We start from the raw sequence: 24,312 nt of genomic DNA on the forward strand, positions 1-24,312 counted from the left end.
GCGGGCCGGACTCGGGGTCTCAGCCCGCCACCGGAGGACTTGCGGGACGGACGGTCAGGCGGGGGCCAGCGCGGTCCAGGCGCGGCGCTTGATCCGGTCGGGGTCGTCGCTGGTGAGGACGCGGGTGGCGCGGGCGGTCTGCTCGTCGCCCCCGTGCTTCTTCGTGGTGCGGACCGGGGCGTAGTGGTCGGCGTATTCCGCGACGGCCTGGTAGCCGGCCCACGCGGTGTCGCGGATGCCGGCCTGCGTGTCGGCGTCCGCGAAGAGCCAGTGCAGCCGGGAGCGGCGACGGCGCTCGGTCTCGCGCACGCGCTTGGTGGCGCTGGCCTCGGCCTTGCCGAACGTGGCGTCGATCAGGGCGTCGAACGCGGCGTCGGTCATGGTCTGCTGGATCAGCCGCTCGGCCTCGACCTGGAACGCGTCGACGTAGGCGAACGTCAGGCCGAGCGCGTCGCGGGCGGCCTGCACGGCGGCCTTGGCGTTGCGGGTGTGCCGGATCGAGAACGACGACTCGTGGTTGCGCAGGGCCGCGCTCTGGGTGTTCGCGCACACGACGCGGACCGGGGTCACGAGGATGCGGAACGCGCTGGAGCCGTCGTGGCTGTTGAGCGCGGCGATGTTCAGGTCGACGCGGTCGGTGCCGCCGACGGTGAGCGAGTCCGGCAGCTGCATGGTGATGAACACCTGCCGACCGCCGCGCAGCGACCCGGCGGTGTCGAAGATCGCGCCGGACTCGTCGGCCAGCAGGTTCAGGAACTCGGCGTGGTCCTCGTTCTGCAGCGGCGTGTAGCCGCCGCCCACGACGCCGAGCGCCTCGGGCTCGCCGGTGAACGGGTTGGTGCGCACCGTGGCGAAGCCGGGGACCTCGATCGCGGTGACGCCGCCCTCGCTGACCTCGGCGGTGGTGAGCGGCAACTTGCGGACGTCCCAGCCGCCCAGGTGACCGAGTCGCATGGCCTCTTCGGCGGTGAACGCGCGGTCGCGGACGGTGGTGCCCAGGCGGTGCCAGGCGTCCTTGCGGGCGAAGACGGCGGCGGCCTGCGTGCCGTGGGTCTCGATCTCGTGTGACATGTCGGGGTCCTCCCGGGTAGCGGATCAAACGAACTGAGTTCATTCTATGGTTTCTATTCCACTGAGGGCGGTTCTCCACAGGGAGAACCGCCCTCAGGTGGGGGAGGGGTGACGGGTCAGGCGGCGCTGTCGCTGGCCTCGTCGTCGTTGTCGTCGTTGTCGTCGTTGTCGTCGGCGGCGTCGTCGGCGGCGTCGCTGGCGTCCTCGTCGGTGGTCGGCTGCTGCTCCTCGCCGAGCAGGATCCGCTCGACCTCGCTGGGCTGGTAGCCCCACTCCACGAGCGCGCCGAGCACGCGGGCGTCCCACGCGGTCGGGTTGCGCCACGAGTGCTTGCCGGTCGTCGCCTCCCACGCCGCCACGACCGCCGCGAGCGTGGTCATGGTCGCGGCCTTCGGCGTGCTCGCCTTGGTGATCTTGCGGCACTCATCGTGGCCAGCGCCGTAGTAGCCGGTCGGCCGCTCGACCCCCAGCAGCGTGAAGAGCATCGGGTGGCGGTGGTCCATGGCCTTGCTCAGCGAGTGGTGTCCGGTGACGACGGCCTCGCAGATCAGGGCCTCGGCACCCTTCGGGGCGGTCTTGCGGGCCACGAACCCGGCCAGCCACTCGCGGCGCACCGTCTCCGCGCTCGCCCACGCCTTGTTGTTGGCGATCACGCGGCGGCGCTCCTGGCTCTGCTGCTCGCGCTGCGCCTCGGCCTCCTCCTCGTTCTCGCCCTCGTCGCTGCTGTCGGCGGTGCTGCTGCCGGAGCCGCCGCGACGACGCAGGCCGGAGGCGGCGAGGTCGGTCACGACCCAGACCGGCACGTACTGCTGGTAGGGCACGGCGGGCTCGTAGTCCTCGCTCTCCTCGTCGCTGCCGTCCTCGTTCTCCTCGTCGTACTCGTCCTCGGGGTAGACCCACTCCTTGACGACCTGGACGCGAGCGCCGGGGACGTTGGGCCACTCCTCCTCGGCCAGCGGCTCGCCGTCCTCGGTGACCAGCCGCTCGATGCGCAGCACCTCGTCGGCCTGCTCGACCTCCTCGGCGGTCAGGACCGGCAGGCCCTCGGTCCGCAGGCGCTCGACCTCGGCGGCGTCGGCCTCGCGCTCGGCGGCCTCGTCGCGCAGCCGCTGGGCCTCGTGGGCGAGCGAGCGCCGCCACCGCTTGGCGTTCTCCAGCCGCTCGACGGCCCCGGGGTCGTGCTCGAACTCGGCGAAGATCGCGGCCTCTTCCAAGGTCAGGTCGCCGGCGTCGAGGCGGTTGCGGCTCTGGTCGGCCTTGGTGACCGCCAGGGCGGCGTTCACGGTCGGGCGGTCGATGCTGGTGCGCTTGGCGATCTGCGCGGCGCTCACGCCGAGCAGGGCCAGCTGCTCCACGCCCGCGACGATCTCGGCCTCGCGCATCCCGGCCCGGTGGATGTTCTCGACCATCTGGTCACCGATCCGGTCGGCGTCGGCGGGCTGGGGCACGACCCGGGCCGGGATCAGGCCGGTCGGGGTGCCGACCTCGGCGGCGGTCACCGTACGCCGCTGGCCACGCAGCAGGACGTACTGCCCGTCCTCGTCGCGGTAGACCGTGACGGCCTCCAGCACGCCGCGCTCCTTGATCGACTTGCGGAACTCCTTGTGGTCGGGTCGCAGGTCGGTGCGGACGTTGGTGCCGATGATGATCGCGGCGGGGTCGAGGTAGAGGAACTCCTCGGACTGGACGGCCTCGGTGGCCTCCTCGGCGGCGCTGTCGGCGGGGGCCTGGATGGTGTCGGTCATGATGCTGTCCTCCATGGGTAGAATAGAAAGAACTGACATGACCTAGTCTCCCAACGGGGGCCGACACCTACCGGGCCGCAGGGCGAACCTGTGGAAAGGTGGGCACGTCCGGAGGGTGGGGAAAACCCCCTGCTCTCACCGGGCGCGGACTCCGCTGCGGCGGCGCGGCGCAGCTGCACCTCGTAGCTGTCTGGACGGAAGGAATCGAGCGAGAGTGGGAACGGCTGCACACGGCCCCGCCCGGGAATGCAGCGGCGTTGGTGTTAGCCGCTGCAGCTCGCCGGCGATCGCTCCCGGCACGCGGGGCAGGGGAGTGGCTGAGGTGGTGGTGGCGTGACGAGCCAGACCACGATCCCGGTCGGGATCTACTGGAAGCCCGGCGTGTGGGACCTCGCCCGCTCGGCGTACGTCGCCGACCTGGACACCGATCCAGAGTCGCCCGGTTCGTTCGTCGGCTGGCTCGCCCAGGCGCTCGAGCTGCACGCCCGGCGATCGCCCCAACAGCGGGCCGAGCTCGCGGCCGCCGGCGAGAACCATCCCGCCCTGGTCAGCGTGACCCGCAAGAGCTTCAACAAGAAGCACGACCTGCCGGCCTCGACGATGGAGACGGTCGAGGACGCCCTGGTCGCCGATCGCCAGGAGCTCGGCCGGATGCTCGCCCGGTCTGCGTTCGCCCAGGAGGCGGTCATCGCCGCGGCCGAGCACTCCCGCCGCCGGCTCGGCCGCGAGCTGCCGCCACCTCCGCAGAAGCTCAGCAACCGACCGCCACGGCGCCGGCCGACGGGGTGAGCCGGCGCGGGCAAGGTCACTTGAGCTGCATGCGGAGCACGGCTGCTCCCTGCTTGAGCGTCTTCTCGGCCTCGGACAGGGTGCGCTCCTTGCGGCGCTTCTTGTAGAGCGGGTTGTCGCTGTCCCTGAGTTGCTCGAGACCATGCAGCATCAGCTTCAACGCACGTTGGCGCTCGACGAGCTGCTTCGCGCCGCGGCGCTTCCGATCGCTGATCGGCACCTTGGTCGCGTCCTCGATCTGCTGCGACCAGCGGATGGCGCGGTTCTGTCGCGACTCGAAGGTCAGCGCCCCGAACGCAGTCCGCTGGTCGGGCGCTGGAGCTCCCGGCGCAAGGCCGCGCGCCGCGTCGTTGATGGCGACGACGAGTCCCTCCGGCGTGAACTGGAAGAGCGCAACCCCAAGCCGGTCCGCCTCGAGGATCGCCGCGGTGGTGTAGCTCGACGCGTAGAAGATCCGACTCCGGAGGCCGTGGGCCGCCCCGATGAGCCGTTGAATGTCTGGTCGGCCCGTGGGGCCCTCGTGATACTTGACCTGCGCTGCAGCGTCGTGAGCGATCACGTCGAGTCCTGCGTCTGCTCCACCTGGTGTGACCGTCGCGCCGCTGAACCCGAGATCCACCATGTGCGCCGCTGCGAGCAGCTCCGCTTCTTGCCAGCTCGTGACTGGGCGCCCCCATCGCCATGCGCCCGTGGATCCGGGAGGAGGAGCCGTACCCGCGGGATCGGGGGGCGCCGACGGCGGTGGGGGAGGTGCCTGGGTGGTGGATCCTGAGGGTGAACTGGCCCCACCGGTCATCTGCAACGCGCGGAGGTCTGGTTCCTGTAGCAGGAGGCTGAGGCAGAGCCCGCGTGCGTCGAAGACGTCGACCGACTGCCCGATCAGCCGCTTCTTCCCCAGCACGATGGTGAAGGGGCGTTCGATCGCCTGAGTCGATCTGCCGATCATGGAGATCGTCAGGAGCCGGGAGTCGGTGGCCACGACGAGCGCAGGAGCCATGCCGGTGCTGATTGCCACCCACTCGGCACGCTCGTTTGACCGGAGATCCGCAAAGAGCCGGTCGGCAACCTTTTCAAGCTGGCGCCGCGCCCCACGGTCGCCGGCCAGCGTCGCGGTGCGGTGATCGTTGCTCAAGCGGTCCACGCCGCCATCCTGCCCGGACGGTCCGACACGTGGAGTCAGAAACGGCGACCTGGTAAGCGGACGCGTCGACGAGACCGTGCAGAAAATCTTCCCCGAGCTGATCGCTGCGGAGCACCGATCGCACCTAGGTGACTGCGGGAGCGATTACCTCTCGCAGTCACCTAGGAGGAAGTCATGTCCACCACCGTCACCTTCGCCGGCAACCTGGCCGAGGCTCCCGAGCTGCTCTACACCCGCGAGAACAAGCCGTTCGTCAGCTGCCGGGTCCTGGTCAACCGGCGCGTGCAGAACGACGAGGGGGAGTGGGTCAACGACGAGCCCACCGCACACAACGTGAAGATCTTCGGCTCGGCCGCCACCCACGTCCACGACAGCTGCGGATCCGGCGACCCGATCTTCGTCCACGGCCTCGAGCGCACCGAGAGCTGGCCGGACAAGGAGACCGGCGAGAAGCGCACCAAGGACGTCGTGGTCGTCGACAACCGCTTCGGCGAGGTCGGTGTCTCGCTCAAGTACGTCTCCGCGCGCATCGAGCGCACCACCCGCCCGGCCCAGGCCAGCTGAGCCGTAAGGAGGTTCGCTCCGATGGATCTCGTCGTACAGTCCCCGGACGAGCTGCTCGCCGCGGTGCCCCACGTCCTGGGCTTCAAGCCCGAGGAGTCGATCGTCTTGGTGCCGTTCCGGCCCGGACTGCCGATCACCCGCGTCGACCTCCCGACGACCGCCGCCGACCGCGAGGCGGTCTGGGACGCCGTCAGTGGCCCCTACGGCCGGCACGCCCGCCCCGGAGCCCGGCTGGCCATCCTCTGCTTCACCGAGGACCGCCGCAGCGCCGAGCTGGCCAGCCAGCACCTGTCCAACCGCCTTGAGACCGTGGGCATCACCACCCACATCCGACTGTGGTCCGACGGCGAGCGCTGGCGCGAGTTAAACACCGGCCAGACCGGCCTGCAGACCCAGGCAACCGCCGATCGGATCGCGGCCGCGACCGTGCTCACCGGCGCCGCCCAGCCGGCGGCCAACCGCGCCTCACTGGCGGCCTCCATGGTCGGAGACCGCGAGCCGATCGCCCAGCTGATCCCCGCAGCTCGAGCAGCAGCCGCCGCCAGCAGCCCCGCCGTCGAGCAGGACTGGGCACTGGACCGCCTCGAGCAGTTCCACGCCGACGGCAACCGGCTCTCCGACCTCGACGGGGCCCGGATGCTCGTCGCCCTGGAGACGATCAGCACCCGCGACGCGCTCTGGGAGGACATGAGCCGGGAGAACCACACCTCCCACATGGCGCTCTGGAACGACCTCACTCGCCGCGCACCCGACGAGGTCCGCGCGGCCCCGGCCTCCATGCTCGGCTTCGCCAGCTGGCTTCACGGCGACGGCGCCAAGGCCTGGTGCGCGCTGGACCAGGTCCCCGCCGACCGGCCCTACTCCATGGCCGCCATCGTCGCCTCTGCCCTGCAGAACGGCATCCACCCGCGCGAGTGGGAGAGGTACCAGACCCAGATGCGCGACCTCGCCGGCGAGCTCGACGAGTCCTTCGTCCCCCAGCCTCCGAGCCAGCAGCGCGGCCTACCGGGCACCCGGCCCGCCACCGACCGCCCCGCCCCGGGCCGCTGAGGAGGGAAACGCCATGTACCACGACGACACCGACCCGATCGCCCAGGCCCAGCCCAGCGCCACCGAGCGCCAGCTGCGCCGCCTGGTGGTGCCCGAGCCCGCGGCCTACGCCCCCGACAAGCGCCTCGACGTCATCCACGAACCCGACCTCGAGCTGCTGTGGGGAGGCCAGGCATGAGCGGCGACGTCGACGAGGCCGACCGGCTCGCCAGGGTGACCCTGAGTCGGGCGATCGAGCCCGGCGACCTCCGCGTCACCGGCCTGGTCAGCGAGCTCGGCGCGGGCAAGGTCCTCGGCTACCTCGAGGCCGCGGCCGAGGTCGAGTCCCACTGGGGCTTCGGGATCGCCCAGGAGCTCGGCCGCGTCGACCCCGCCCAGGTGCTCGAGCAGGCAGCCGCCCGCGGCATCCGCTTCATCGTCCCCGGCGACGCCGAGTGGCCCACCCAGCTCGGCGCCCTCCGCGACGCCGGCGCCCTCCACGACCGCGGCGGTGAACCCTTCGGCCTGTGGGTCCTCGGATCACACGACCTGCGCCACCTCGCCGGCAACGCCGTCGCGGTCGTCGGCTCACGAGCCGCCACCAGCTACGGCACCGAACAGGCCACCGAGCTGAGCCGCGACCTCGCGACGATGGGCCACACCGTCATCAGCGGCGCCGCGTTCGGCGTCGATCAGGCCGCACACCGGGGCGCCCTCCTCGCGGGCGGCCCGACCATCGCGGTCATGCCCGGCGGCGTCGACCGGCCCTACCCGGCCGCGCACGCCCAGCTGCTCGAGACGATCGCCGAACGCGGTCTGGTCGTCTCGGAAGCACCGCCGGGCGCTGGACCAACCCGGACCCGTTTCCTGGCACGGAACCGGATCACCGCCGGCCTCGCCGAGGGCACCGTGGTCGTCGAGGGAGCCGTGCGCAGTGGCGCGATGAACACCGCCCACTGGACCACCAACCTGCACCGGCCGCTCATGGGCGTCCCCGGCCCCGTCAGCAGCGTGGCGTCCACCGGCGTCAGCCAGCTGATCCGGCTCGGCTCTGCCAGCGCGGTCACCAACGCTCAGGACGTCGTCACCGACGTCATGACCCACGCCGCCCGGGCCGCCGGCGACGGCGCAGACCTGGTCGACGAGTCGTTCGTCCCCGGTCCCGTGCGGTCCGGCCCGCAGGCGGTCCCTGCGGGCGCATCACCGTCCGCCACACCGTGGCGATGACCCCTCCGCCGGCCCCCTGTGGATAACCCGATTCGTGTCGGAATCCGCACCTACTCTGCTGAGAGTTCCTAGGCCCGGCTGGCGACGTCGACCAGGACCGCACTCGGGAGGAAGAGACCATGAATCCCCCACCGCACAACACGCCGCACCGCGAAGCGACGTCGCGCGAGTCCGCCGACCGGCCGGCCCCGTGGCTCCTCGATCTGGGCCTCGAAGTCGCCTCTGGGCGGCGGCCTTGGCTGTCCCCGGTGGCCTTCGCGCTGTTCATGGGCACCGGGCCGTTCCTGCTCAAATGGCTCACCGAGGGCCTTTCCCCGTCAGCAGACACGGCGCCCGAGCTCGTTGCGATGACCGAGCGGTTGAACGGCGTGGTGGCGGTCGTCATGTGGGTTCTGGCGGGGATCTCCCTGGCAGTCGGCGTGGGCTACTGGTGCGTCTGCCGGCGCGCCCACCGCGCCTGGCGCTCACTGCCCGAGCACGAGCGCGAGGAGCTGACCCGCAGGCGCATCGACCGGCTGAACCAGGCGCTGGTGGCGCTGGGCGGGATCGCTCCTGACGCGCTGCCGATCAGGCTGGAGGACCTAGACGGACTCAACGACCGCCACCGGCGCCTCCTGGAGGACCTGCGGGCCAAGGCCGAGGAGACGACGTCGCCCATCTGCGGCGGCGCTCGAGCACGGACCGAGGACCTGGTCATGGCCGGCCGGCTCCACCGAGCGCTCTCCAACGACACGATCGTGCGGCCGCCGCACACCGCCTCCGCCGCCACTGACCCCCGCGTGGTCGCCCTGGTCGAGCTCGACGAGGAGATCCAGGCTGCAGCTGCAGCGATCGGCGAGGCGCTGGAAGCCGGCCGGTGCAACTGCGATCAGGACACCCACCGCCGCCTCATCCGCGCCGGCGATCACGCCCATGCAGTCCTCCACGGCCTCGACCCCGAGACGCCCGAGCTGACACGGCCGCGGCCGTGCTGGATCGGTCGCCTGACCTGGGCCGGCGTAGTGCTCTGCGCCATCTGCACCAGCCCGGTGGCCAGGGCACCGCTGCCGGCGCCGGCCGACCAGGGCCGCGAGCGACCGTCGACGGTCTCGCCCTGGCGGGCCTGCCCCAACGTCCTCCATCCGTCGACGGCACCGACCGGGCTGACCGGCACCATCAGCGGAGCCTCGAAACCGAGAGCCACGGGCACGCCGGCGCCGAGCGCCTCGAGGACCGCGAGCGCTGCCCCCTCGGGATGGCTGCCCCCTTCGCCGACCGGACGCCGGCCAGGCAAGTCGAGGGCGGCCCAGGCGAAGTTGCTGCGCACCGACCCGACGTCGATGGCGACGACCCGCGGAGCCATCACGCGCTCGTGCGACAGCAACTGAGGATGCCTGCGCGCGGGCGGGGCTCCTGCCCCCTCTTCCTCCTCGTGATCTTGCTGCTGTTCGTGATCTTCATGCTGATCCGCTTCCTGTCACAGAAGCCCCGGGACGGGGCACTGGGCGAGCAATGACGGAACCACTGAGGTGCCCCGGACGTAGGCGGCGGCGGCCGGGGCGACCCAGGCGAACAGCTCGTCGACGTCGCGCATGCGGTCGTGGAGGCCGGAGGAGGTGGAGAAGACGGGCTCGTTGTGCGCCAGTCGGTTGCGGAACTTGTTCACGCGGGCCACCCGCTCATGGACCTCGCCACGCGTGGGGGAGCCGTTGAAGGCATGACGGAGCATCGGCGTCCAGAAGGTCGCGGTGCGGTCACGGTCGGTGAGCTTGGTCCAGAACCCGAACGTGGTGGCGGCGACGACCTTGCCGTGGCTGGGGCTCGCTCCAAGCCCACGCTTGGCGTCGTTGAGCGCGCGCTGACTGCCTGTGTTGAGCGAGATTTGCTTCGTCACCGCACGGCCGTGACCCTGGGTGCGCGTGAACAACTGGCTCGCCGGGTCCACTGACCAGTCTGGGAACTGCTGAGCCATTTGCCGGTCGTAGGCGTTGCGCAGCGCGACCTCGAGATGGCAGGTGTCCGCGAGCGCGGCGGCGGCAAGCTGGCTGTTCCAGCAGTAGAGCTCGAGCGCCAGGCCGGCGTCGCCGCCGCAGGGGAACAGGTAAGTGTCCAGGCGTGGTGTACTCAGCCACGCCTCGAGGTCGGCGGTGCTGAGCGGCGCCGCGGCCGCGGCCGCGATCGCGGGTGCGTCGTCTTGCTCCTCAGCCGTCACATGCGTACCCTAGTGACATCGCCCCGCGGATAACCGCCCTCTGGCACGGCTCGCAAGAGCCGGGTTAGGCACCGCGGGGCTCAGGCATTTCCTGGGGCCGTTCTGCGGCGCGCTCACGACGCCGGAACCTAGTTCAGCTGCCCAAGCTTGGCTTCGACGGCGCGGCCGGCGAAGGGATGGGCGAGGATCGTCACGTCCTCGCCCGGCGGCGCCGGAGTGAACTCGAGGGTCTCGGCGTCGACGCAGAGCAGGTAGGGGCCGAGCTCGACGTCGCGGCCGCAGATCTGGGCGATGTATGGGGCAGCCGCGTCGACCTCCAGGCGGTGAGCGGGTGCTGAGGCTGTCGACTCTTGAAAGCGCGCCGCGGCGTCGGGCTCCATCACGATGCGTGCCGGCCCTCGGCCGACCTTCACCGCGCCGCCGGCGAGCAGGGTGACAGCGCGGCGCACCGCGAGGAGGTCACGGCTGGACCATTCCGCCGGCGTCGGGAAGGAGTGGCCCGTGCTCGACTGGATCCGGTCGAGCCCCTCGACGAACTCGAGGTAGGAGTCGATGCCAGGCAGCGCCGCGGTACCGATGGGGACGGCCGCGGCCGGTGGCGCGTCGCCCACCCCGAAGGAGAGCCGGTTCGGGGCGGTGGCATGCCGCATGAAGCGGACGACGGGGAGGAGAGCACCCGGCAGAAGGGGCGGCGGCTCCTCGTAGGTCAGCTGCAGCTTCACGTTGAGGAACCGGTGGTCCAGCCGCATCTTCGCCGTGACGATCCCTGTGCTGTCGGACCCCACCACGGTGGTGCCGCTGCGGCCGTGGCTGCGGTCGACGAGCCGGGCGGGCAGGGTCGCCAGGCGCCGGCCATCGGGTGCCCAGACGACCAGCTCGAGGTCGAGGTCGACGGCCTCGACCTCCGGCGTGAGGGTGATGTTGGCCTGGTCGAAACTGCCACCCAGCCCATGTGGTGCGCGGACCTCGAAGTCGCGGACGTGCGTGGCCGGGAGTGTCGCCGGCTCGCCCCACTCGAACGCCGCCTCGAGCGCGTTGCGAACCTCCTGATCGGCGGGCGAGGTGCCGGAGACCACGTTGAAGCTGAGTGTGATCGGGCTGTCCAGCTCGGCGCCGACGTACTTGGGCCGCAGGCTGGCGGAGGTGATCTGGCCTGCGTCGATGGTGAACGCGACGCTGTAGAAGGGGTCGGAGGCCTCGACCTTGGCAGCGATCGCCTCCAGCCGGGGCCGCGCGGCGGGGAGACCGTCCACGAGTGCGTCCTGCTCCTGCTGCAGCTCGCGCAGCAGCTGGACGTACTGGTCGTTGGCGCCCATGAAGTGCCGCACGATCTGCGGGTGGCCAGCCAGCTGGGCCTCGAGCCAGTCGCCGGCGCACCAGGCGAGCGGGAAGGGGTAGTCGGGCTGCAGGTTGTTGAACCAGGCGAGTTCCTCCGGCGTGGGGACCATCGGCGTGACCAGTGTCCAGTGGTCCGGCTGCAGGGCGGCCGCGGTGATCAGACTCTCGGTGATCTGCCGCTTCCGGTTGCCCGTGCTCAGGCGGCCGAGGAAGTACTTGGACTGCCAGACCAGGAGCTGCCCGTCGATGTGGAACTGGTGGTCGCGACCGCCGTCCCCGCCAGCACCGTCGATACGGCGAGACCCGGGATTCAGGGTGCTGAGCAGGACGCCAACGATCTTCTCGAAGCGGCCACCCGCCCCAACCTCGGCCCAGTCGATTCCGTCGCGCATGGGCTTAGCCGGCTCCGGCGAAGGCTCGCGCGGCCGCGAGCACCGGCGGGCCGACCTGCTCGATGTTCCCCTCACGCAGCAGCCGCGCCGGGGCGACGTCGTCGAGGTGCGGGTTCATGCCCTGGAACCAAGACTGGATCACCGCGGCCGAGTCCTTCTCGTGCAGCAGAGCCGTGATGCGGTAGGCCATGCGCAGCCGGTTGACGACCTCGGTTGACGGGGTGCGCGCGTCGACCGGGTCGGCCCACTGGCGTACAGCGCGGGTCTCCTGGACCGATCCCAGGTAGGCGACGAGCTTGGCCCCGAGCAGGTCGCGCAGCCGCGCCACCAGTTCGCTCGTGGGCAGGCGAACCGACTCCTCGTAGGCGCGGAGGTCGCCGCGGGCGATGGTCGACGGTGTGCTCATGGCTGAACTCTCCCACGTGGTGACGCCGTTGCCCAGACAGATCACACCCGAAATCACACGCAAACCACACCGCCGATAACCTAGATCATGACAATCTGCCAACAAGAGGAGCAAAATGCACGCGGATACGCATGCAAACTGTTGCGTGAGTGGATGCGACGTGCCTACCCTCCTCGCATGGACAACACCAGGCCCGCCGCCGGCATCGTGAAGGCTCTGCGCACCCTCGCGGGGATGTCGCAGCGCGAGCTGGCCGAGGCGTCAGGCGTCGCGGCGTCGACCATCGGACGCATCGAGAGCGGCGCCATGGACCCCTCGCTGGAGACCGTCTCGAAGCTGGCGGCCGGCGCCGAACTGGGAGGACGCGTCGTGAAGACCATGACTGCCGAACAACTCTGGGGCGAGAGCGCCAAGCTCATCCCCAACCCCGTCATGCGCACGATGTGCGCCCACACGGCGATGGCGGCCGCCGACCAGGTGCTCGAGGGATTCAGGCTGGGCACGGGCTACCAGCCCGGTCAGGCGGTTCATCCAGGCGACCCCTTCGGCAAGGTCCTGGCCTGGCTGTGGCTGACCGACCGCGCCGCGGCCATGCTCACCCTCGCCGACTTCTGCGCCCAGCTGCGCGACCACGGCCGCGACCCCGCCCCGGTCACCCTCGACGACGTCCTGGCCGGTCTGACCTTCGCCATGCCCGCCCGGTTCCCCGATGCCGAGTTCGAGGCCCTGATCGCCGAGGCGCGCCGCATGGTGCCCGGCATGTACGGCCGCCCGTTCTGATGTGGCCTGTGGAAAGCCCGGCCAGTGTCGGACCCATCAGACAGACTGGCCCCATCCCCTTCGACCACGGAGCCCCCGATGACGAAGCTCAACAGTGAAGCCCGCCGCATCCTCGCGGACGCGGGCATCACCGTGCGCGACTGGATCGCCTACGGCGGGTGGCTCAAAGAGATGACCGACGAGGCCGGCGATCGCCAGTGGGTGCCCGAGACCGAGTGGCGCGGAGACGAGTGCGGCTGCAGCGACGACCGATGCATCGGCTTCCACCATGACGAGGGCGAGGAGTGCGGCTGCCTCCCGGTGCTCATCGAGAACCGCGCGAAGGACCGCGAGGCCTACGACATCTGGCAGGCCTACCGCACGGCTGTCGAGGCCAACGACGGCCGCGGCGACCAGGACGCCTACGACGCCGTCTGGAGCCGGGCGGAGACATGGGTGCGCCGCCACTACCCGCGCGCACTGACCTTCTCCCTAGACGCCGTGGTGAAGGGTGAGCGGGGCATCTCAGCCACCTACCCGCCGTTCCCGAACGGGTCGATCCCGGACTACGTCGGCGCCACGCCAGAGGGCGACGGCTACCGCCAGCAACTTTGGACCGAGGGCACTGACCCCAACGGACACATCAGCCACGAGCGCGCCCGCACCATGTTCCGCCAGGGCGAGGAGAACGGCAGTGCCAACTGAGGCGAACTACGTCGCCGGCCTCGCGCTGAGCTGGGCCCGGAACGACCCACTTGAGCAGTGGATCAACGCAGCGCCCCGGGGTGGCGCCACCCCGCTCGAGGAGACCATCAGCGAGTACCTGGGATCCCACAACCCCTTCGCCGACGGCTCGCGCGTCGAGGTCCTCGGCGGCCTCCACGGCGACGCCCCGACGGCCTGGGTTCCAGTCACGATCGTCGAGCGGACCGCCGTCGACGAATGGACAGTCGAGTTCGACGACGGCGACCAGGCCTGCCGCGATCACCACGAGCTGCGGCCCTACTCTCAGGGCCTGTGACCGACGCCGCCGAACAGAAGCTCACCCTGTACGCCACCGTGCAGGAGATCCCGCCAGACCACGCGGCGGCTACACCCTCGGCCGAGACGAGCTGACCGTCGAGGACATCGACTACGACCAGGCGCTCGAGGCCGCCTGCCGGCGCGTTCCCGAGGGCTGGCGGATCATCGCCCTCCGAGTCGAGCGAGAGCCAGTCCCCGCAAGCTGATCGCTCCCACCCCTCCACTGCACGTAGGTGCCAGGAAGCGAGGTGGACCATGAGCACTTCCCCAGCCGAGAACCCGGTCCCCGGAGTCGTCACCTTCACCGCCCACGGCAACGCCGCCCTCGACCAGCTGGCTGAGGCCCTGGCGGCTGACTGTGACGGCTCCCCCACGAGCATCGCCGACATCCTCGAGCGGGTCCTGGAGGCCGACATCGAGGACCTGGCCGAATCACTGAGCGCGACCGCGCGACCAGCTGGCCGCGCATCCCTGGTCGGTCTCGACGTCGAGGAGGTAGGGCCGCCGGCCGAGAGTCCCGACGAGGCGGCCCGCCGCCGGCTCTCGCCGAGGACGCCCGCCGGCAACAACCGCGCTAGTCGGGGCCCTGGCATCGCCCGCTGAACTCAGAGCTTGCGCCGGGCCTGTCGGCGCAGGACTGCCTCCAGCTCGGCAATGCCCTGGCCCAGCGGAGTCGGCGGGGCGACCTCGACAAGGTCGTCGAGCAGCTCGTCAACGTCGCCGGCCTCGAGCTGTGGTGAGGCGTAGGCGTTCCACTCCCCACGGCCGCGGCGAGCCGGCGTAGGCCTCGACGTCGGCCGGCGCGTTGAACCAGGCCGCCGCGGCGAGCGCGACCCGCCGCGTGATCAGGGCCCCTGGTCATCCATGGTCGGTCAGTCGGCACGGGCGGCAACGAGCTCGCCGACCTTCTCCGCCCCGCACGCCTGTAGGGGACCCCTGCGGGTTATCCACAGCCTCGCCAACGGCCGCGCGCGCTGGGCCGTGAGATCAGCGAGACTCGGGCCCTACCGCACGGCAGGAAGGGCACCCGGTGGACGACAACGACCAGCTCGGAGCAGGCGGACATGCACAGGCGGCCCGCGAGCACGTCTACGGCTTCAACCGCGCCACCATGTGGGAGCAGGACCAGATCCCATCCGAGACCTCCGACCAGCTCGCGGAGTTCGCCGACCTCGCGGCCGCGCTCCCCCAGGCGTTCTCCCAGCTGTCCAGCACGCTCGAGCAAGCACAGGCCAACCAGGTGCTCAGCATGGACACGATGACCAACGAGTCAGACCCGGCAATGGCCATCAGCGTCGCCCGCCTTCACTTGGAGGAGGCCCGGGGCCTGGCGGTCGACCTGCACAAGCACCTCGACGCCGCGCGCAACGCCACCGCGCACATCATTAGCCAGGGCGTCGACGACGGCCAGGAGTCGATGCCCTGGGACCAGCCCTGACCAAGGCCCGACGCGCGGTAGCCGAGATTTCTTTGCGGTAGGTGATCGCCCCCACGGGTCGCACTTCCTTTGGTGACTGAGAGATGACCCCGGTCCACCGAGGAGCTGCCCCGTGAGCACGCCCACCGAATCCCCGTCCGCCGCGGCCGATCGTGACCCGGTCCAGGAGGCCCGCGACCACCTCGAACAGGCACTGGCCGCGCTCGATCGTCTCCGCGAGGTACTGCCCCCGGCGGGCAGCACGCCCCCGCCCGACACGCGAGGCGGTGACCCGGCATGACCACCAACGACACAGCCTTCCACGCCGCCGACGCCATCTTCATGGCCGAGCAGGCGGTGGGCCGCGCCCGCCATGTCGTCGAAGAGCTGCACACGACCATCAACTCCGCGTTGCGGGTGCTCGACGACGCCGAGCTTGACTCGGCCAAGGCGCGGCTCTCCGACCGCGGCAACTACTACCTCGAGACCGCCGGCGAGCACCTGGGCCGCCTGCAGCGCCGCTGCAGCGACAACGCCGAGCTGACCGACGAACTCACCGGGCACCTGGAGCGCGCCTCGCAGGCGGTGGCCGACGCCCACGACCTCCTCCGGGACGCCGACACCACCGATCCCGCTCTCGCGCGCGACGTCGCGCAGTTGAAGCCGCGTCTTGCGGTCGTGGGCGAGATGGTCGACCTGGCCAAGCCGATGGCTCGCCTGGCCGCTCAGCATGTCGAGAGCGCGCACCAGGCCGCGCAGCAGGTGACTCCGCCGTCTCTGCTGGAGCCGGTCAGCCTTGAGCGGAGCATCGCGACTGCCGGCAAGGAGCTCGGCCGCGCCGACGAGGACGTGCGCCTGCTCGAGAACGTCGTCGACCACGCCGCAGCCAGCGCGCGTCAGTCCGCCGGCATCGCGTCCGAGATCACCGACAACGCACGCCGTCGCATGGCCGAGCATGGCCGAGCCGAGGGGGTCCCCCGCCAGGCAGCACCGGCCGTCGGATCTCCGGTGCGGTAGGCGGGAGGCGCGTCATGGACTTCGACGAGGGCGGCCGCCAGCTGGCGGGCCTCATCCTCGAGGCGGCCAGCGGTGGCCAGCACGACCAGGTCGCCGAGCTGATCGCACCGCTCGACGCCGAGCAGCTGCGGTCCTTGGTGACCATGCTGGCCGTCCAGGTCGACCAGAGTGCCCCCAGCTCCTCCGCTGCTGGCCCAGCCGCGGTGTGCGAGCTGGCCATCAAAACTGCGGCCCCGATGTTCGGCACCACCCCGGAGGCGATCCGCAGCGCTGAACGCAGCCGACCGGTCAGCGACGCCCGTGCGGTGGCCATGACCGCCGCGCGCGAGGTCGGTCTGTCTATGCCGGTGATCGCGGAGCACTTCGACAAGGACCATGCCTCGGTGATCCACGCAGTACGCCGCACAGCTGAGCGACCGCGTCTGGCTGACGCCGCGGCCCGCGTCACCGCGCACGTCAACGACCGCTACGACGCCCAACTCTCCCGCCCCGAGACCACGGTGGCCCCCCCTCCACCCGCCGGCCTCAACGTTCGAGCCTGACGGCCCGGTCGAGCACGCCGTGGTCGCGGCCGCTGAGGCCTTCGGCACCACCCCGGAGGTCCTCCTGGGCGCCGACCTGACCCGAACGGCCTCGGATGCCCGCGCCGTGGCCATGACCGCGGCCCGGATCCACGGCCACAGCCTGCCGGCGATCGCGCGTCACTTCGACCGCGACCACACCACCGTGCTCCACGCCACCCGGCGCATCGAGAAGACCCCGCCGCTGCGGGACCTGGCCGCAAAGATCGCCGCCGACCTGCCCAAGCAGCCCTCCAGCAGCATCGGCGCAGGCGACGCCATCGAGTACGTGCCCGAGCGCGGTCACGGCGCCCTCGGGGTGCGCGAGCAGGAGCGGGCGATCCCCGGTGCCAGCGAGCGGGCCCAGCTGAGGGAGGCCCGGTGAAGGCCCTGATCGGCCTCGCGGCGGCCGCGGTCCTCGCGCTGACCGCCGGCGGGATCAACGCTGCCATCCCCGGAGGTCCGACCGGCCCCGAGCCAACTGAGGGCGCGGCCACCCGGGTGCGCGTGACCGCCGTCGTCGACGGCGACACGATCCGCGTCGAGACCCTCGGCGGTCCCCAGCTCGGCCGCGTACGACTACTGGGGATCGACGCCCCCGAAGTCGCCCACCCACCGGAGCCGGCGGAGTGCTACGCCGAGGACGCCACCCGGCTGCTCGAGCAGCTCGCCCCGATCGGCAGCACTGTCGAGCTCGTCACCGACAGCAGCGAGCCCAACCGCGACCGCTACGACCGGCTGCTGCGCTACGTCGACCACGACGACGTCGACGTAGCTCGTGAGCTCCTGGCCAGTGGCGCCGCCCGGCGCTACGAAGCAGACCAGGCGCTTGCCCGCGAGGAGTCGTACACCGCGGCCGTCGACGACGCCCAGGGCGCGGAGCGCGGCCTGTGGGGCACCTGCTGACAGGCCAAGGGGGCGGCGAACCGATCATGGACGAGCAGCTGGCTGCGAACGCGAAGGCGCTGGCCCGCTGGTGCTACGCCCGCGGCGTCGACGAACGCCTCCTCGGCGCCGGTGAGCAACTGCGCAGATCCGCGGTCGACCAGGCCATCGGCCGACCGGCGCCGGCGCATCTCGAGCAAGCGCTGTGGCAACACACCACCGCGCTGCTGCGGCAGCGTCGCGACTGGGACCGCGCCCACCGCGCCCACCAGGTGAGCCCACCGGCGCCGGCTGGGTGTCTGCCTTGCGCCGTGGCGGCCGACCAGTGCCCCACCCACGCCGGCCGCTGCTGTCGTGCCTGCGGTGGCCAGCTGCACGCACCGTCGTCGACGAGGGTTTCGACACCCACCCGTGCTGCGACCGGCCGGGCGGTAACGAATCCTTGGCGTTCCTCGAGAACACCGCTCAGCTGCTGGGAGCCACGCTGCTGGCCTAGTCGGCGGGACCGGAACCGGCCAAGACGGATCCGCCGAGGGTGATCGCTCCCACCCCTGTTCCCAACTTAGGAGACCAAGGAGGACTGGCGCAGCCGGTGCCAGTCCGCGGTATCGATGGGAGTTCACAATGAGCGAAGCCGCTCGCGAGGAAGCCGCGCTCGAGGAAGAGGCCTGTCAGCGCGCTGAGGAGATCAGCACCACCGAAGCTGCCGCCGCTCAGGCCGCGGCCGCCGACACCGGCCCTTCCCCCGACGCCGAGATCGCGCAGGTCCACCGATCCGGCCGCCAGCACGACAACACCGACACCGCCGCCTACCAGCGGCCCCAGCTCGGCCGCCGCCGCGGCCCGCGCCGCTAGGAGGCAGCGATGGCTACCGCACTCGCGTCGACAACCGGCCCCTCGACGGTTCGTTGGGTCGACTGCTCACACAAGCTGGGGTCGCTGCCGTGCATGAACCACAAGCCGCACGAGGGCGACGGCCGCGGCTGCGTTCACCACTCCACCTCCGGCTTCGCCGACGACGAGTAGGCCCACGGACCTGCCGCGCCAGCGAGAGCCCTCAGCCGTGCACCAGGTGCAGCCGCGGCCGCGCCTGCTGCGCGACGGGTGCCTCCAGACGCTGCAGCTGCTCGAGCGTCATCGGATGTCCATGACGCCGCAACAGGCCAGCCAGCACGGCACCCAGGCCGAGGGAGACCACCAGCTCGTCAGCCGCGGCGTCCGCACGGGCCTCGATTCGCCGGCTGGCCGCTGGCACCAGGTAGGTCAGGGCGATGACCGCGCCGCCGAGGATGCCCGGAGCGGCCCGGCCCTCGGCCACGGACTGCACGACACAGATCACTCCGACGACGCCGCGCAGCGTCCAGGCCAGCCGCATGAACGGCAGCCAGGCGAAGGCCCGGCCGATGCCGCGGAACGCGCCCACGACCAGCCGCCAGGGCGTCGTCGCCGCCAGCACGGCAAGCTCCAGCACGGGCCGGCGCGCCCGCCCTCGACCGACGGCATGAGCGATCGCCGCGGCCGCCTCTGCAGCGGTGACGCCTCCTCGGAAGGTGGCGTCGACCAGCCCCGGGCTGACCACCGCGGCGCGATCCGCGATCACCACAGCCACCGGGGTGCTCGGCACCTGGCGGCGGCGTACGAACAAGGCGTCGACGTCAACGCCGCGGACGCCCAGATCGGCGAGCACGGGTGCCATCACCTGGAGCTCGGCCGAGCTCGCGGGACGAGACCTGGTCAGCGCCGTGATCGCCGGCACCTCAAGCTGGCCGATCGCCAGCGCAACGAGCAGGCCGCCGGCGGCCAGGAACGCCACCAGGCCAAGGGCCGGCGGGAGCAGAGCGCACACCACCACCGTCAGGACGAAGCTCACCAGCAGCGCCGGCGCCAGCGTCACCACCCTCAACACGGTCATCGGGAACCTCATCATCACGACCCTCCTCCATCTATCAGCACTAGTGCGAATCTCTTGACTTTGCTCGCGGTGATCGTCCGGCGACCACCGAACGACATAGGCGAACGAGACCAGTTTGTGCCCAGCCACCGACACGATCCCGAGTTATCCACAGCCCCCCGCTCCGCGGAGCGAGGACCGACCCGGACGTGGGTTCATGGGCCAGACCGACCTCCAACCGAAAGGAACACCCGTGGACACACTCAACGCTGACGGCACCTGGGACCGCCTGGGCTCGATCGCCCTCCTGCTGCACCAAGCCGCCAACCAGGTGTGGAGCGACGCCGACAGGGCCACCTCCGACTCGCCGCTGCACGACCTCGGACTCGGCGTCTACCTCGCGCACTCCCAGGCCAGTTCCCTGCTGCCCGACGACTACGAGCTGCCCGACGTCGACGAGGACGCCGAGCTCGAGGAGCGCACGCCACTGCAGCTGCTCACCGAGGCCGAGGAGCTGACCCGTCCCCTACCGCTGCACCGGCCCGACCTGGTGCACGGCTCCCAGCTGGTCGTCGACCTGTGCGACCTCATCCGGGAAGCCCGCGGCCTTGGCTACTGACCTGCGTCTGGCGTACGCCGACATCGACCAGGAGCTCTTCGACGTCGACCAGATCCCGATAACCACGCGCGACGTGCGCAGCGTCGGCGAGATGCTCTTCGACGTCGACTACCTGGCCCGCCAGCTGCTCATGGACGTCGACGGCGACGACGCCGGCACGCTGCTGCGCAGCTGGCCCACGATGGTCGCAGCCGCGGAGGACCTCTGGGCCTCCCTGCCGGGTTGGAGGCCGGGCGTCGACGAGCGCGATCGTCCGATGACCAGCCTCGCCGCTCAGGCCGCCACCATCGAGGCCAGCCTGGCCGGCCGGAAGGCCTGGCCGGGTCAGGGGCCGACCAACCCTCGTCTGGAACAGATGACCCAGACCCTCATCAGCGCCGCAGCCCTCGTACGCCGCTACGGCGCCGAGATCCCCCACGAGCAGCCCGAGGCCCACCGCGACCTCGAGGCAGCTCGCGCCAGGATCATGCACGGGCTGTACCTGACCGCTCACGCCGTCAACGTGGCCCTGCACGACAACGGCCGCGACCGCGTTAACGACGCCCGCGAGTCCGGCCGCCGCGTCCACCTCGCCCAGCACCACTCCCCCTACGCCGTCGCGCCCACCGGAGCATGGCTCGACCGCATGACTGCATGCGAGAACACCGCCCACAGCTACCTGAGCGACCGGTTCGCCCAGGCCCTCGCCGGCGTGGCGATCAGACCTGTCGAGGACCCCAGTCGACTGACCCAGGCGCTGGCCAACTGGGACATCCAGTCCCACCGTGCCCTGGCCTGTCAGCTTGAGCCCTCCAACATCCTCCTCATCACCCGCACCCAGGGCCTCATCGCCGGCGCGAGCATGGTGCTCGTTGACGCGGCCGCCACCGCCGGCATCCTCGAGCCCTCCGACCGGCTCGTCCCCGCGATCGCCGACGCCGGCCGCTCCTGGAGCGACCTAGCCAGCCGCTGGAGCGACCTCGCGCCGCCGGGCGCCCGGATCCAGGAGCCGCTCTCTCGCGCGGCCGCGGAGGTCCGCGCCGCCTACCGCCAGATGACCCACGACGCCAGTACCCTCGTTAGCCCCGAGGTGATCGCGGGACGCCCGGGACTCCCCCAGGCCGTGACAGCGACCCTGCGCGCCGTCGAGGCCGGCTCCGAGCTCGCGCACGTCGTCGCTGAGAAGGCCGATAACCGCAATCTCACGGGTTCAGCTCGCACGCTCTCGCGTCGAGCGCACAACGACATTGACTCGGGCATGGTCGCCGCTCCGCCCGAAGGTGACGTCGTATGGGTGTCTCCGGCCGACATCCTTGCCCGGCGTTGGGTACCGCTGCCGAAACCCGTGGCGACAGCTCTGCGGGCTGCGAGCGCCGCGGCCGCGACTGCTTCGGGCGCTGCATCCCGCGAATCTTCACTACATTTGCCACCGGCGCGAGTCGGGGGCATCCCGAGCGACCGGGGGCGGGGGAGGGACTCGCGAACGCATGCAGGCTGGCGGCCACTGGGTGCGACGAAAAGCAGGGGCGTAACGCTGTGAGCCGTCGGCCAAGTGCCGTTCTAGCATGCGTGCCGCTCGGTTGGCAGGGCCGGATGGGCTGTCCGACGGAGTGCGTGTCGGACTCGTCAAGGCACGTCACTGCTGGGGGAGGGCGACAGTGCGGCGTGGTGGAACGGAGTCAGCCGTTGCGCGATGGATCGTTCGGACGGCGCGTGGTTCGACGGCCTGGTTCGCTGCGAACTCGCCCCGACAAGTCCGTAACCCGTACTTCCTGTGTCGCCTCCAGATCCACGAAGTTCGTCGTGGCAACTATTGATCGGGCCCCGCCGCGCTTCCTGAGCGTTCGAGCGAGGGCACTCCAACCAGGGGGAATGTTTCGAATGAGCACAACGCAACTTCAGTCGCGCCGATCGCTGTTGGCGATCGTGATCCTGGGGGCGATCGCGATCGCTCTCGGGTTGCAGCTGGTCGCGACACGCAGCGACGCCGGGCCGCGGGTGGCGCCGGTGGCCAAGCCCGCCAAGACCTCGTCCATGGTGATGCAGACGACCGGTCGCGGCCGTCTCGAGGAGCACCCGCCGGGTGTGGTGGACGGTGTCCGCTTCGAGGGGCGGTTCGTCATCTGGGGCATGAGCAGCGCTGGCGGTCAGGTGTTCGGCGACGACGCCTCGCTCTTCGATGAGGACTGTGTCGAGCAGTACGGCCGCGGCCCTCAGTGTGCGCACCTCGTGGCCGTTCGCAGCGGGTCCATCCTCCACGGTTTCGTCACCGGAAACGGCGCTGACCTGAAGGGAGAGAGCGTGGGCCGGACGACGGCAGCCAGTCGGTACCGGATCTTCTACGACGCCCACCCCGACGGCTCGCGGGACTACGAGGAGCGCGCGGGGTGGCTCCGTGGTGAGCTCGTCGCGACCTACACCTCCGACGAGTTCTTCTCGATCGACGCTGCCGGTGGGGTGTTCGACACCCGCGTCGACTACTCGATCATCAGCAGCACGCCGTTCGAGCTGAATGGCGTGAAGGTCGACTTCGCGAGGCTCGCGCCCCACATGACCGAGCTCGACCACGGGCACAACCCGCAGCCCGACCCGCAGCCCGAGCCCGTTCCGTACGACGAGAGCTGGTTCGCGAACAAGGGACCCGGGGAGTTCGCCAGCTACTTCCCTGTCGGGGGAGCAGTGCTCGCCGCGGACTGAGCGGGGAGCGGCGGCTCTGCCGCCGAGAACCACACGACGCCGAGGGGCGAAGCGGGCATCTTCCGCTTCGCCCCTCGTGCTGTTCTTTGGGCAGGGGACGCCCGTCGGTGACGCGTGGTCGTGATCCGGGTACGGAGCACACGCAAAGCGTGAGGGGCGCTGCGGATCATCCGCAGCGCCCCTCGCCGAGCGGGTCAGAGAATCATTCGGCGGTGCTGATGAAGACGTTCTTCAGCTCGGTGTAGCCCTCGATCGCCGCGAGGCCGAGCTCGCGGCCGAAGCCGGACTGCTTGAAGCCGCCGAAGGGCGTCTGGATGCGAACCGACGAGTTCGAGTTCACCGAGACGGTGCCGGTCTCCACGGCGCGCGCGACGCGGAGCGCACGGCCCACGTCGGAGGTCCAGATCGAGCCGCTGAGGCCGTAGATCGTGTCGTTGGCCATCCGGACCGCCTCCTCCTCGCTGTCGAAGGGGATGATCGCCGCGATCGGGCCGAAGATCTCGTCGCGGACGATCCGCGAGCCCGGGTCGGGCGCGACGACCACACGCGGTGCCATCCAGAAGCCGGGGCCGTCGGGGGCGTTTCCGGCCAGTACGGCGTCGACGTCGTCGGTCAGGAAGGACGACACGGTCTCGCGGTGGGCGGCGGAGACCAGTGGTCCGAGGTGCGTCGACTCCGACTCGGGGTCGCCGATCGTCATCGCCTGGGTCTGCTCGATGAAGCCGGCGACGAAGTCGTCGAGGACCTTGCGCTCGACGAGGATGCGGCTGCGTGCGCAGCAGTCCTGGCCGGTGTTCCCGAAGACGCTGCCCGGAGCCGCCTTGATCGCGCGCGAGAGGTCGGCGTCAGCGAAGACGATGTTTGCCGACTTGCCGCCGAGCTCGAGCGTGAGCCGCTTCATCGTGCCGGCGGCCGAGCGCATGACAGCCTGGCCAGTCTCCGTGGAACCGGTGAAGCTGATCTTCGCGACCGACGGGTGGCTCGTGAGCACTGCTCCGACCACCCGGCCCGGGCCGGTGACGACCTGGACGAGGTTCTCCGGCAGGTCCAGCGCTGCGACCAGCTCGCCGAAGCGGATGGTGGACAGTGGCGTGAGCTCGGCCGGCTTAACCACGACCGAGTTGCCGGCGGCCAGCGCGGGCGCGATGTTCCAGGACGCGATCGGCAGCGGGAAATTCCACGGGGCGATGACGGCGACCACCCCGAGCGGCTCGCGGAAGGTCATGTCGACGCCGCCCTCGACCGGGATCGTGTCGCCCAGGATCTTGTCGACAACGCCGGCGTAGTACTCGAAGCACTCGGCGACGCCGCCGATCTCGCCCCGGGCCTCGGCGATCGGCTTGCCCACGTCGCGGCACTCGAGAAGCGCCAGCTCCTCGACGTGGTCCCGCACCGTTCCGGCGATCGCGCGGAGCGCGTCGCGGCGCGCGGAGAGCGACATCCGGATCCATTCGCGCTGTGCGATGACGGACTTCTCGACGGCAGCCTCGGCGACTGCTGTGTCCGCCATCGGGATCTCGGCGATCACCTCCTCGGTGGCGGGGTTGATGACTCGGTTCAGATCGTTCACGG

The 24,312-nt window shown here is 70.9% G+C and carries 29 protein-coding genes; 21 read left to right on the top strand and 8 right to left on the bottom strand.

Annotated features, from left to right (window positions below; translation table 11 throughout):
* Positions 1–54: 54 nt before the first annotated feature.
* Positions 55–1,071, bottom strand: coding sequence for a DUF932 domain-containing protein (locus tag BJ993_RS10175; protein WP_179648670.1), 1,017 nt, complete (start codon positions 1,069–1,071; stop codon positions 55–57).
* Positions 1,072–1,187: 116 nt separating this feature from the next.
* The gene (locus BJ993_RS10180) at positions 1,188–2,816 is read right to left on the bottom strand and encodes a ParB/RepB/Spo0J family partition protein (protein WP_179648671.1); all 1,629 of its coding nucleotides are present in this window, start codon (positions 2,814–2,816) and stop codon (positions 1,188–1,190) included.
* A 333-nt stretch (positions 2,817–3,149) separates the two neighbouring features.
* Here BJ993_RS10180 and BJ993_RS10185 point away from each other — a divergent pair, with 333 nt between their 5' ends.
* Entirely contained in the window at positions 3,150–3,605 is a 456-nt protein-coding gene (locus BJ993_RS10185; RefSeq protein WP_179648672.1) for a hypothetical protein, read from the top strand.
* Positions 3,606–3,621: 16 nt separating this feature from the next.
* Here BJ993_RS10185 and BJ993_RS10190 read toward each other — a convergent pair whose 3' ends face one another.
* On the bottom strand, positions 3,622–4,746 hold the full coding sequence (locus BJ993_RS10190; RefSeq protein ID WP_179648673.1) for a restriction endonuclease: 1,125 nt from the start codon (positions 4,744–4,746) through the stop codon (positions 3,622–3,624).
* 174 nt (positions 4,747–4,920) lie between these two features.
* On the opposite strand from BJ993_RS10190, the gene BJ993_RS10195 reads away from it, so the two are divergent.
* From BJ993_RS10195 to BJ993_RS10215, 5 genes are all read left to right on the top strand, one after another.
* A complete protein-coding gene (locus tag BJ993_RS10195; protein ID WP_179648674.1) occupies positions 4,921–5,310 on the top strand; it encodes a single-stranded DNA-binding protein in 390 nt (129 codons plus the stop codon).
* Positions 5,311–5,331: 21 nt separating this feature from the next.
* Positions 5,332–6,360 (top strand): DUF4192 domain-containing protein, encoded by a 1,029-nt coding sequence (locus tag BJ993_RS10200; protein ID WP_179648675.1) that lies wholly within the window; start codon positions 5,332–5,334, stop codon positions 6,358–6,360.
* Between the two features lie 13 nt (positions 6,361–6,373).
* Complete coding sequence (locus BJ993_RS10205; protein WP_179648676.1) at positions 6,374–6,538, top strand: hypothetical protein; 165 nt, start codon at positions 6,374–6,376, stop codon at positions 6,536–6,538.
* On the top strand, positions 6,535–7,566 hold the full coding sequence (gene dprA, locus BJ993_RS10210) for a DNA-processing protein DprA (protein WP_179648677.1): 1,032 nt from the start codon (positions 6,535–6,537) through the stop codon (positions 7,564–7,566). The genes BJ993_RS10205 and dprA overlap by 4 nt, the downstream gene beginning before the upstream one ends.
* Positions 7,567–7,685: 119 nt before the next feature.
* Positions 7,686–8,933 carry a hypothetical protein gene (locus BJ993_RS10215; protein ID WP_179648678.1) on the top strand — a complete coding sequence of 416 codons (1,248 nt, stop codon included), beginning with the start codon at positions 7,686–7,688 and terminating at the stop codon, positions 8,931–8,933.
* Between the two features lie 89 nt (positions 8,934–9,022).
* Here the strand turns inward: BJ993_RS10215 and BJ993_RS10220 are convergent, their stop codons facing one another.
* The 3 genes from BJ993_RS10220 to BJ993_RS10230 form a co-directional block, all read right to left on the bottom strand.
* Positions 9,023–9,757 carry an Abi family protein gene (locus BJ993_RS10220; protein ID WP_179648679.1) on the bottom strand — a complete coding sequence of 245 codons (735 nt, stop codon included), beginning with the start codon at positions 9,755–9,757 and terminating at the stop codon, positions 9,023–9,025.
* Positions 9,758–9,885: 128 nt separating this feature from the next.
* Positions 9,886–11,487: a hypothetical protein gene (locus tag BJ993_RS10225; protein WP_179648680.1), complete on the bottom strand. Its 1,602-nt coding sequence runs from the start codon at positions 11,485–11,487 to the stop codon at positions 9,886–9,888.
* Positions 11,488–11,491: 4 nt separating this feature from the next.
* Positions 11,492–11,893 (bottom strand): hypothetical protein, encoded by a 402-nt coding sequence (locus BJ993_RS10230; protein ID WP_179648681.1) that lies wholly within the window; start codon positions 11,891–11,893, stop codon positions 11,492–11,494.
* A gap of 177 nt (positions 11,894–12,070) precedes the next feature.
* On the opposite strand from BJ993_RS10230, the gene BJ993_RS10235 reads away from it, so the two are divergent.
* The 12 genes from BJ993_RS10235 to BJ993_RS10290 all read left to right on the top strand — a co-directional run bounded on the left by BJ993_RS10235 (position 12,071) and on the right by BJ993_RS10290 (position 18,580).
* Positions 12,071–12,673 (top strand): helix-turn-helix domain-containing protein, encoded by a 603-nt coding sequence (locus BJ993_RS10235; protein ID WP_179648682.1) that lies wholly within the window; start codon positions 12,071–12,073, stop codon positions 12,671–12,673.
* 78 nt (positions 12,674–12,751) lie between these two features.
* On the top strand, positions 12,752–13,357 hold the full coding sequence (locus BJ993_RS10240; RefSeq protein ID WP_179648683.1) for a hypothetical protein: 606 nt from the start codon (positions 12,752–12,754) through the stop codon (positions 13,355–13,357).
* Positions 13,347–13,673 carry a tudor domain-containing protein gene (locus BJ993_RS10245; protein ID WP_179648684.1) on the top strand — a complete coding sequence of 109 codons (327 nt, stop codon included), beginning with the start codon at positions 13,347–13,349 and terminating at the stop codon, positions 13,671–13,673. Before BJ993_RS10240 ends, BJ993_RS10245 begins: the two co-directional genes overlap by 11 nt.
* A 257-nt stretch (positions 13,674–13,930) precedes the next feature.
* Positions 13,931–14,278, top strand: coding sequence for a hypothetical protein (locus BJ993_RS10250; protein ID WP_179648685.1), 348 nt, complete (start codon positions 13,931–13,933; stop codon positions 14,276–14,278).
* 427 nt (positions 14,279–14,705) lie between these two features.
* Positions 14,706–15,113, top strand: coding sequence for a hypothetical protein (locus BJ993_RS10255; protein ID WP_179648686.1), 408 nt, complete (start codon positions 14,706–14,708; stop codon positions 15,111–15,113).
* A 112-nt stretch (positions 15,114–15,225) separates the two neighbouring features.
* Positions 15,226–15,393 (top strand): hypothetical protein, encoded by a 168-nt coding sequence (locus BJ993_RS10260; protein ID WP_179648687.1) that lies wholly within the window; start codon positions 15,226–15,228, stop codon positions 15,391–15,393.
* Positions 15,390–16,109, top strand: coding sequence for a hypothetical protein (locus tag BJ993_RS10265; protein WP_179648688.1), 720 nt, complete (start codon positions 15,390–15,392; stop codon positions 16,107–16,109). Before BJ993_RS10260 ends, BJ993_RS10265 begins: the two co-directional genes overlap by 4 nt.
* Positions 16,110–16,123: 14 nt before the next feature.
* Positions 16,124–16,651 carry a helix-turn-helix domain-containing protein gene (locus BJ993_RS10270; RefSeq protein ID WP_179648689.1) on the top strand — a complete coding sequence of 176 codons (528 nt, stop codon included), beginning with the start codon at positions 16,124–16,126 and terminating at the stop codon, positions 16,649–16,651.
* A 19-nt stretch (positions 16,652–16,670) separates the two neighbouring features.
* Positions 16,671–17,054, top strand: coding sequence for a helix-turn-helix domain-containing protein (locus BJ993_RS10275; protein WP_179648690.1), 384 nt, complete (start codon positions 16,671–16,673; stop codon positions 17,052–17,054).
* Positions 17,051–17,575 (top strand): thermonuclease family protein, encoded by a 525-nt coding sequence (locus tag BJ993_RS10280; RefSeq protein WP_179648691.1) that lies wholly within the window; start codon positions 17,051–17,053, stop codon positions 17,573–17,575. The genes BJ993_RS10275 and BJ993_RS10280 overlap by 4 nt, the downstream gene beginning before the upstream one ends.
* Positions 17,576–18,178: 603 nt before the next feature.
* On the top strand, positions 18,179–18,409 hold the full coding sequence (locus BJ993_RS10285; RefSeq protein ID WP_179648692.1) for a hypothetical protein: 231 nt from the start codon (positions 18,179–18,181) through the stop codon (positions 18,407–18,409).
* A gap of 9 nt (positions 18,410–18,418) precedes the next feature.
* On the top strand, positions 18,419–18,580 hold the full coding sequence (locus BJ993_RS10290; protein WP_179648693.1) for a hypothetical protein: 162 nt from the start codon (positions 18,419–18,421) through the stop codon (positions 18,578–18,580).
* Between the two features lie 31 nt (positions 18,581–18,611).
* Here the strand turns inward: BJ993_RS10290 and BJ993_RS10295 are convergent, their stop codons facing one another.
* Positions 18,612–19,478: a hypothetical protein gene (locus tag BJ993_RS10295; protein WP_179648694.1), complete on the bottom strand. Its 867-nt coding sequence runs from the start codon at positions 19,476–19,478 to the stop codon at positions 18,612–18,614.
* A gap of 220 nt (positions 19,479–19,698) precedes the next feature.
* Between BJ993_RS10295 and BJ993_RS10300 the strand changes: the two genes are divergently transcribed.
* The 3 genes from BJ993_RS10300 (at position 19,699) to BJ993_RS10310 (ending at position 22,740) form a co-directional block, all read left to right on the top strand.
* Entirely contained in the window at positions 19,699–20,064 is a 366-nt protein-coding gene (locus BJ993_RS10300; protein WP_179648695.1) for a hypothetical protein, read from the top strand.
* Between the two features lie 91 nt (positions 20,065–20,155).
* The gene (locus tag BJ993_RS10305) at positions 20,156–21,583 is read left to right on the top strand and encodes a hypothetical protein (protein WP_179648696.1); all 1,428 of its coding nucleotides are present in this window, start codon (positions 20,156–20,158) and stop codon (positions 21,581–21,583) included.
* A gap of 377 nt (positions 21,584–21,960) precedes the next feature.
* A complete protein-coding gene (locus BJ993_RS10310; protein WP_179648697.1) occupies positions 21,961–22,740 on the top strand; it encodes a DUF1998 domain-containing protein in 780 nt (259 codons plus the stop codon).
* Positions 22,741–22,942: 202 nt separating this feature from the next.
* Here the strand turns inward: BJ993_RS10310 and BJ993_RS10315 are convergent, their stop codons facing one another.
* Positions 22,943–24,310, bottom strand: coding sequence for an aldehyde dehydrogenase family protein (locus BJ993_RS10315; RefSeq protein ID WP_179648698.1), 1,368 nt, complete (start codon positions 24,308–24,310; stop codon positions 22,943–22,945).
* Between the last annotated feature and the right edge of the window lie 2 nt (positions 24,311–24,312).

Source organism: Nocardioides aromaticivorans, assembly GCF_013408525.1.
Classification (GTDB): domain Bacteria; phylum Actinomycetota; class Actinomycetes; order Propionibacteriales; family Nocardioidaceae; genus Nocardioides; species Nocardioides aromaticivorans.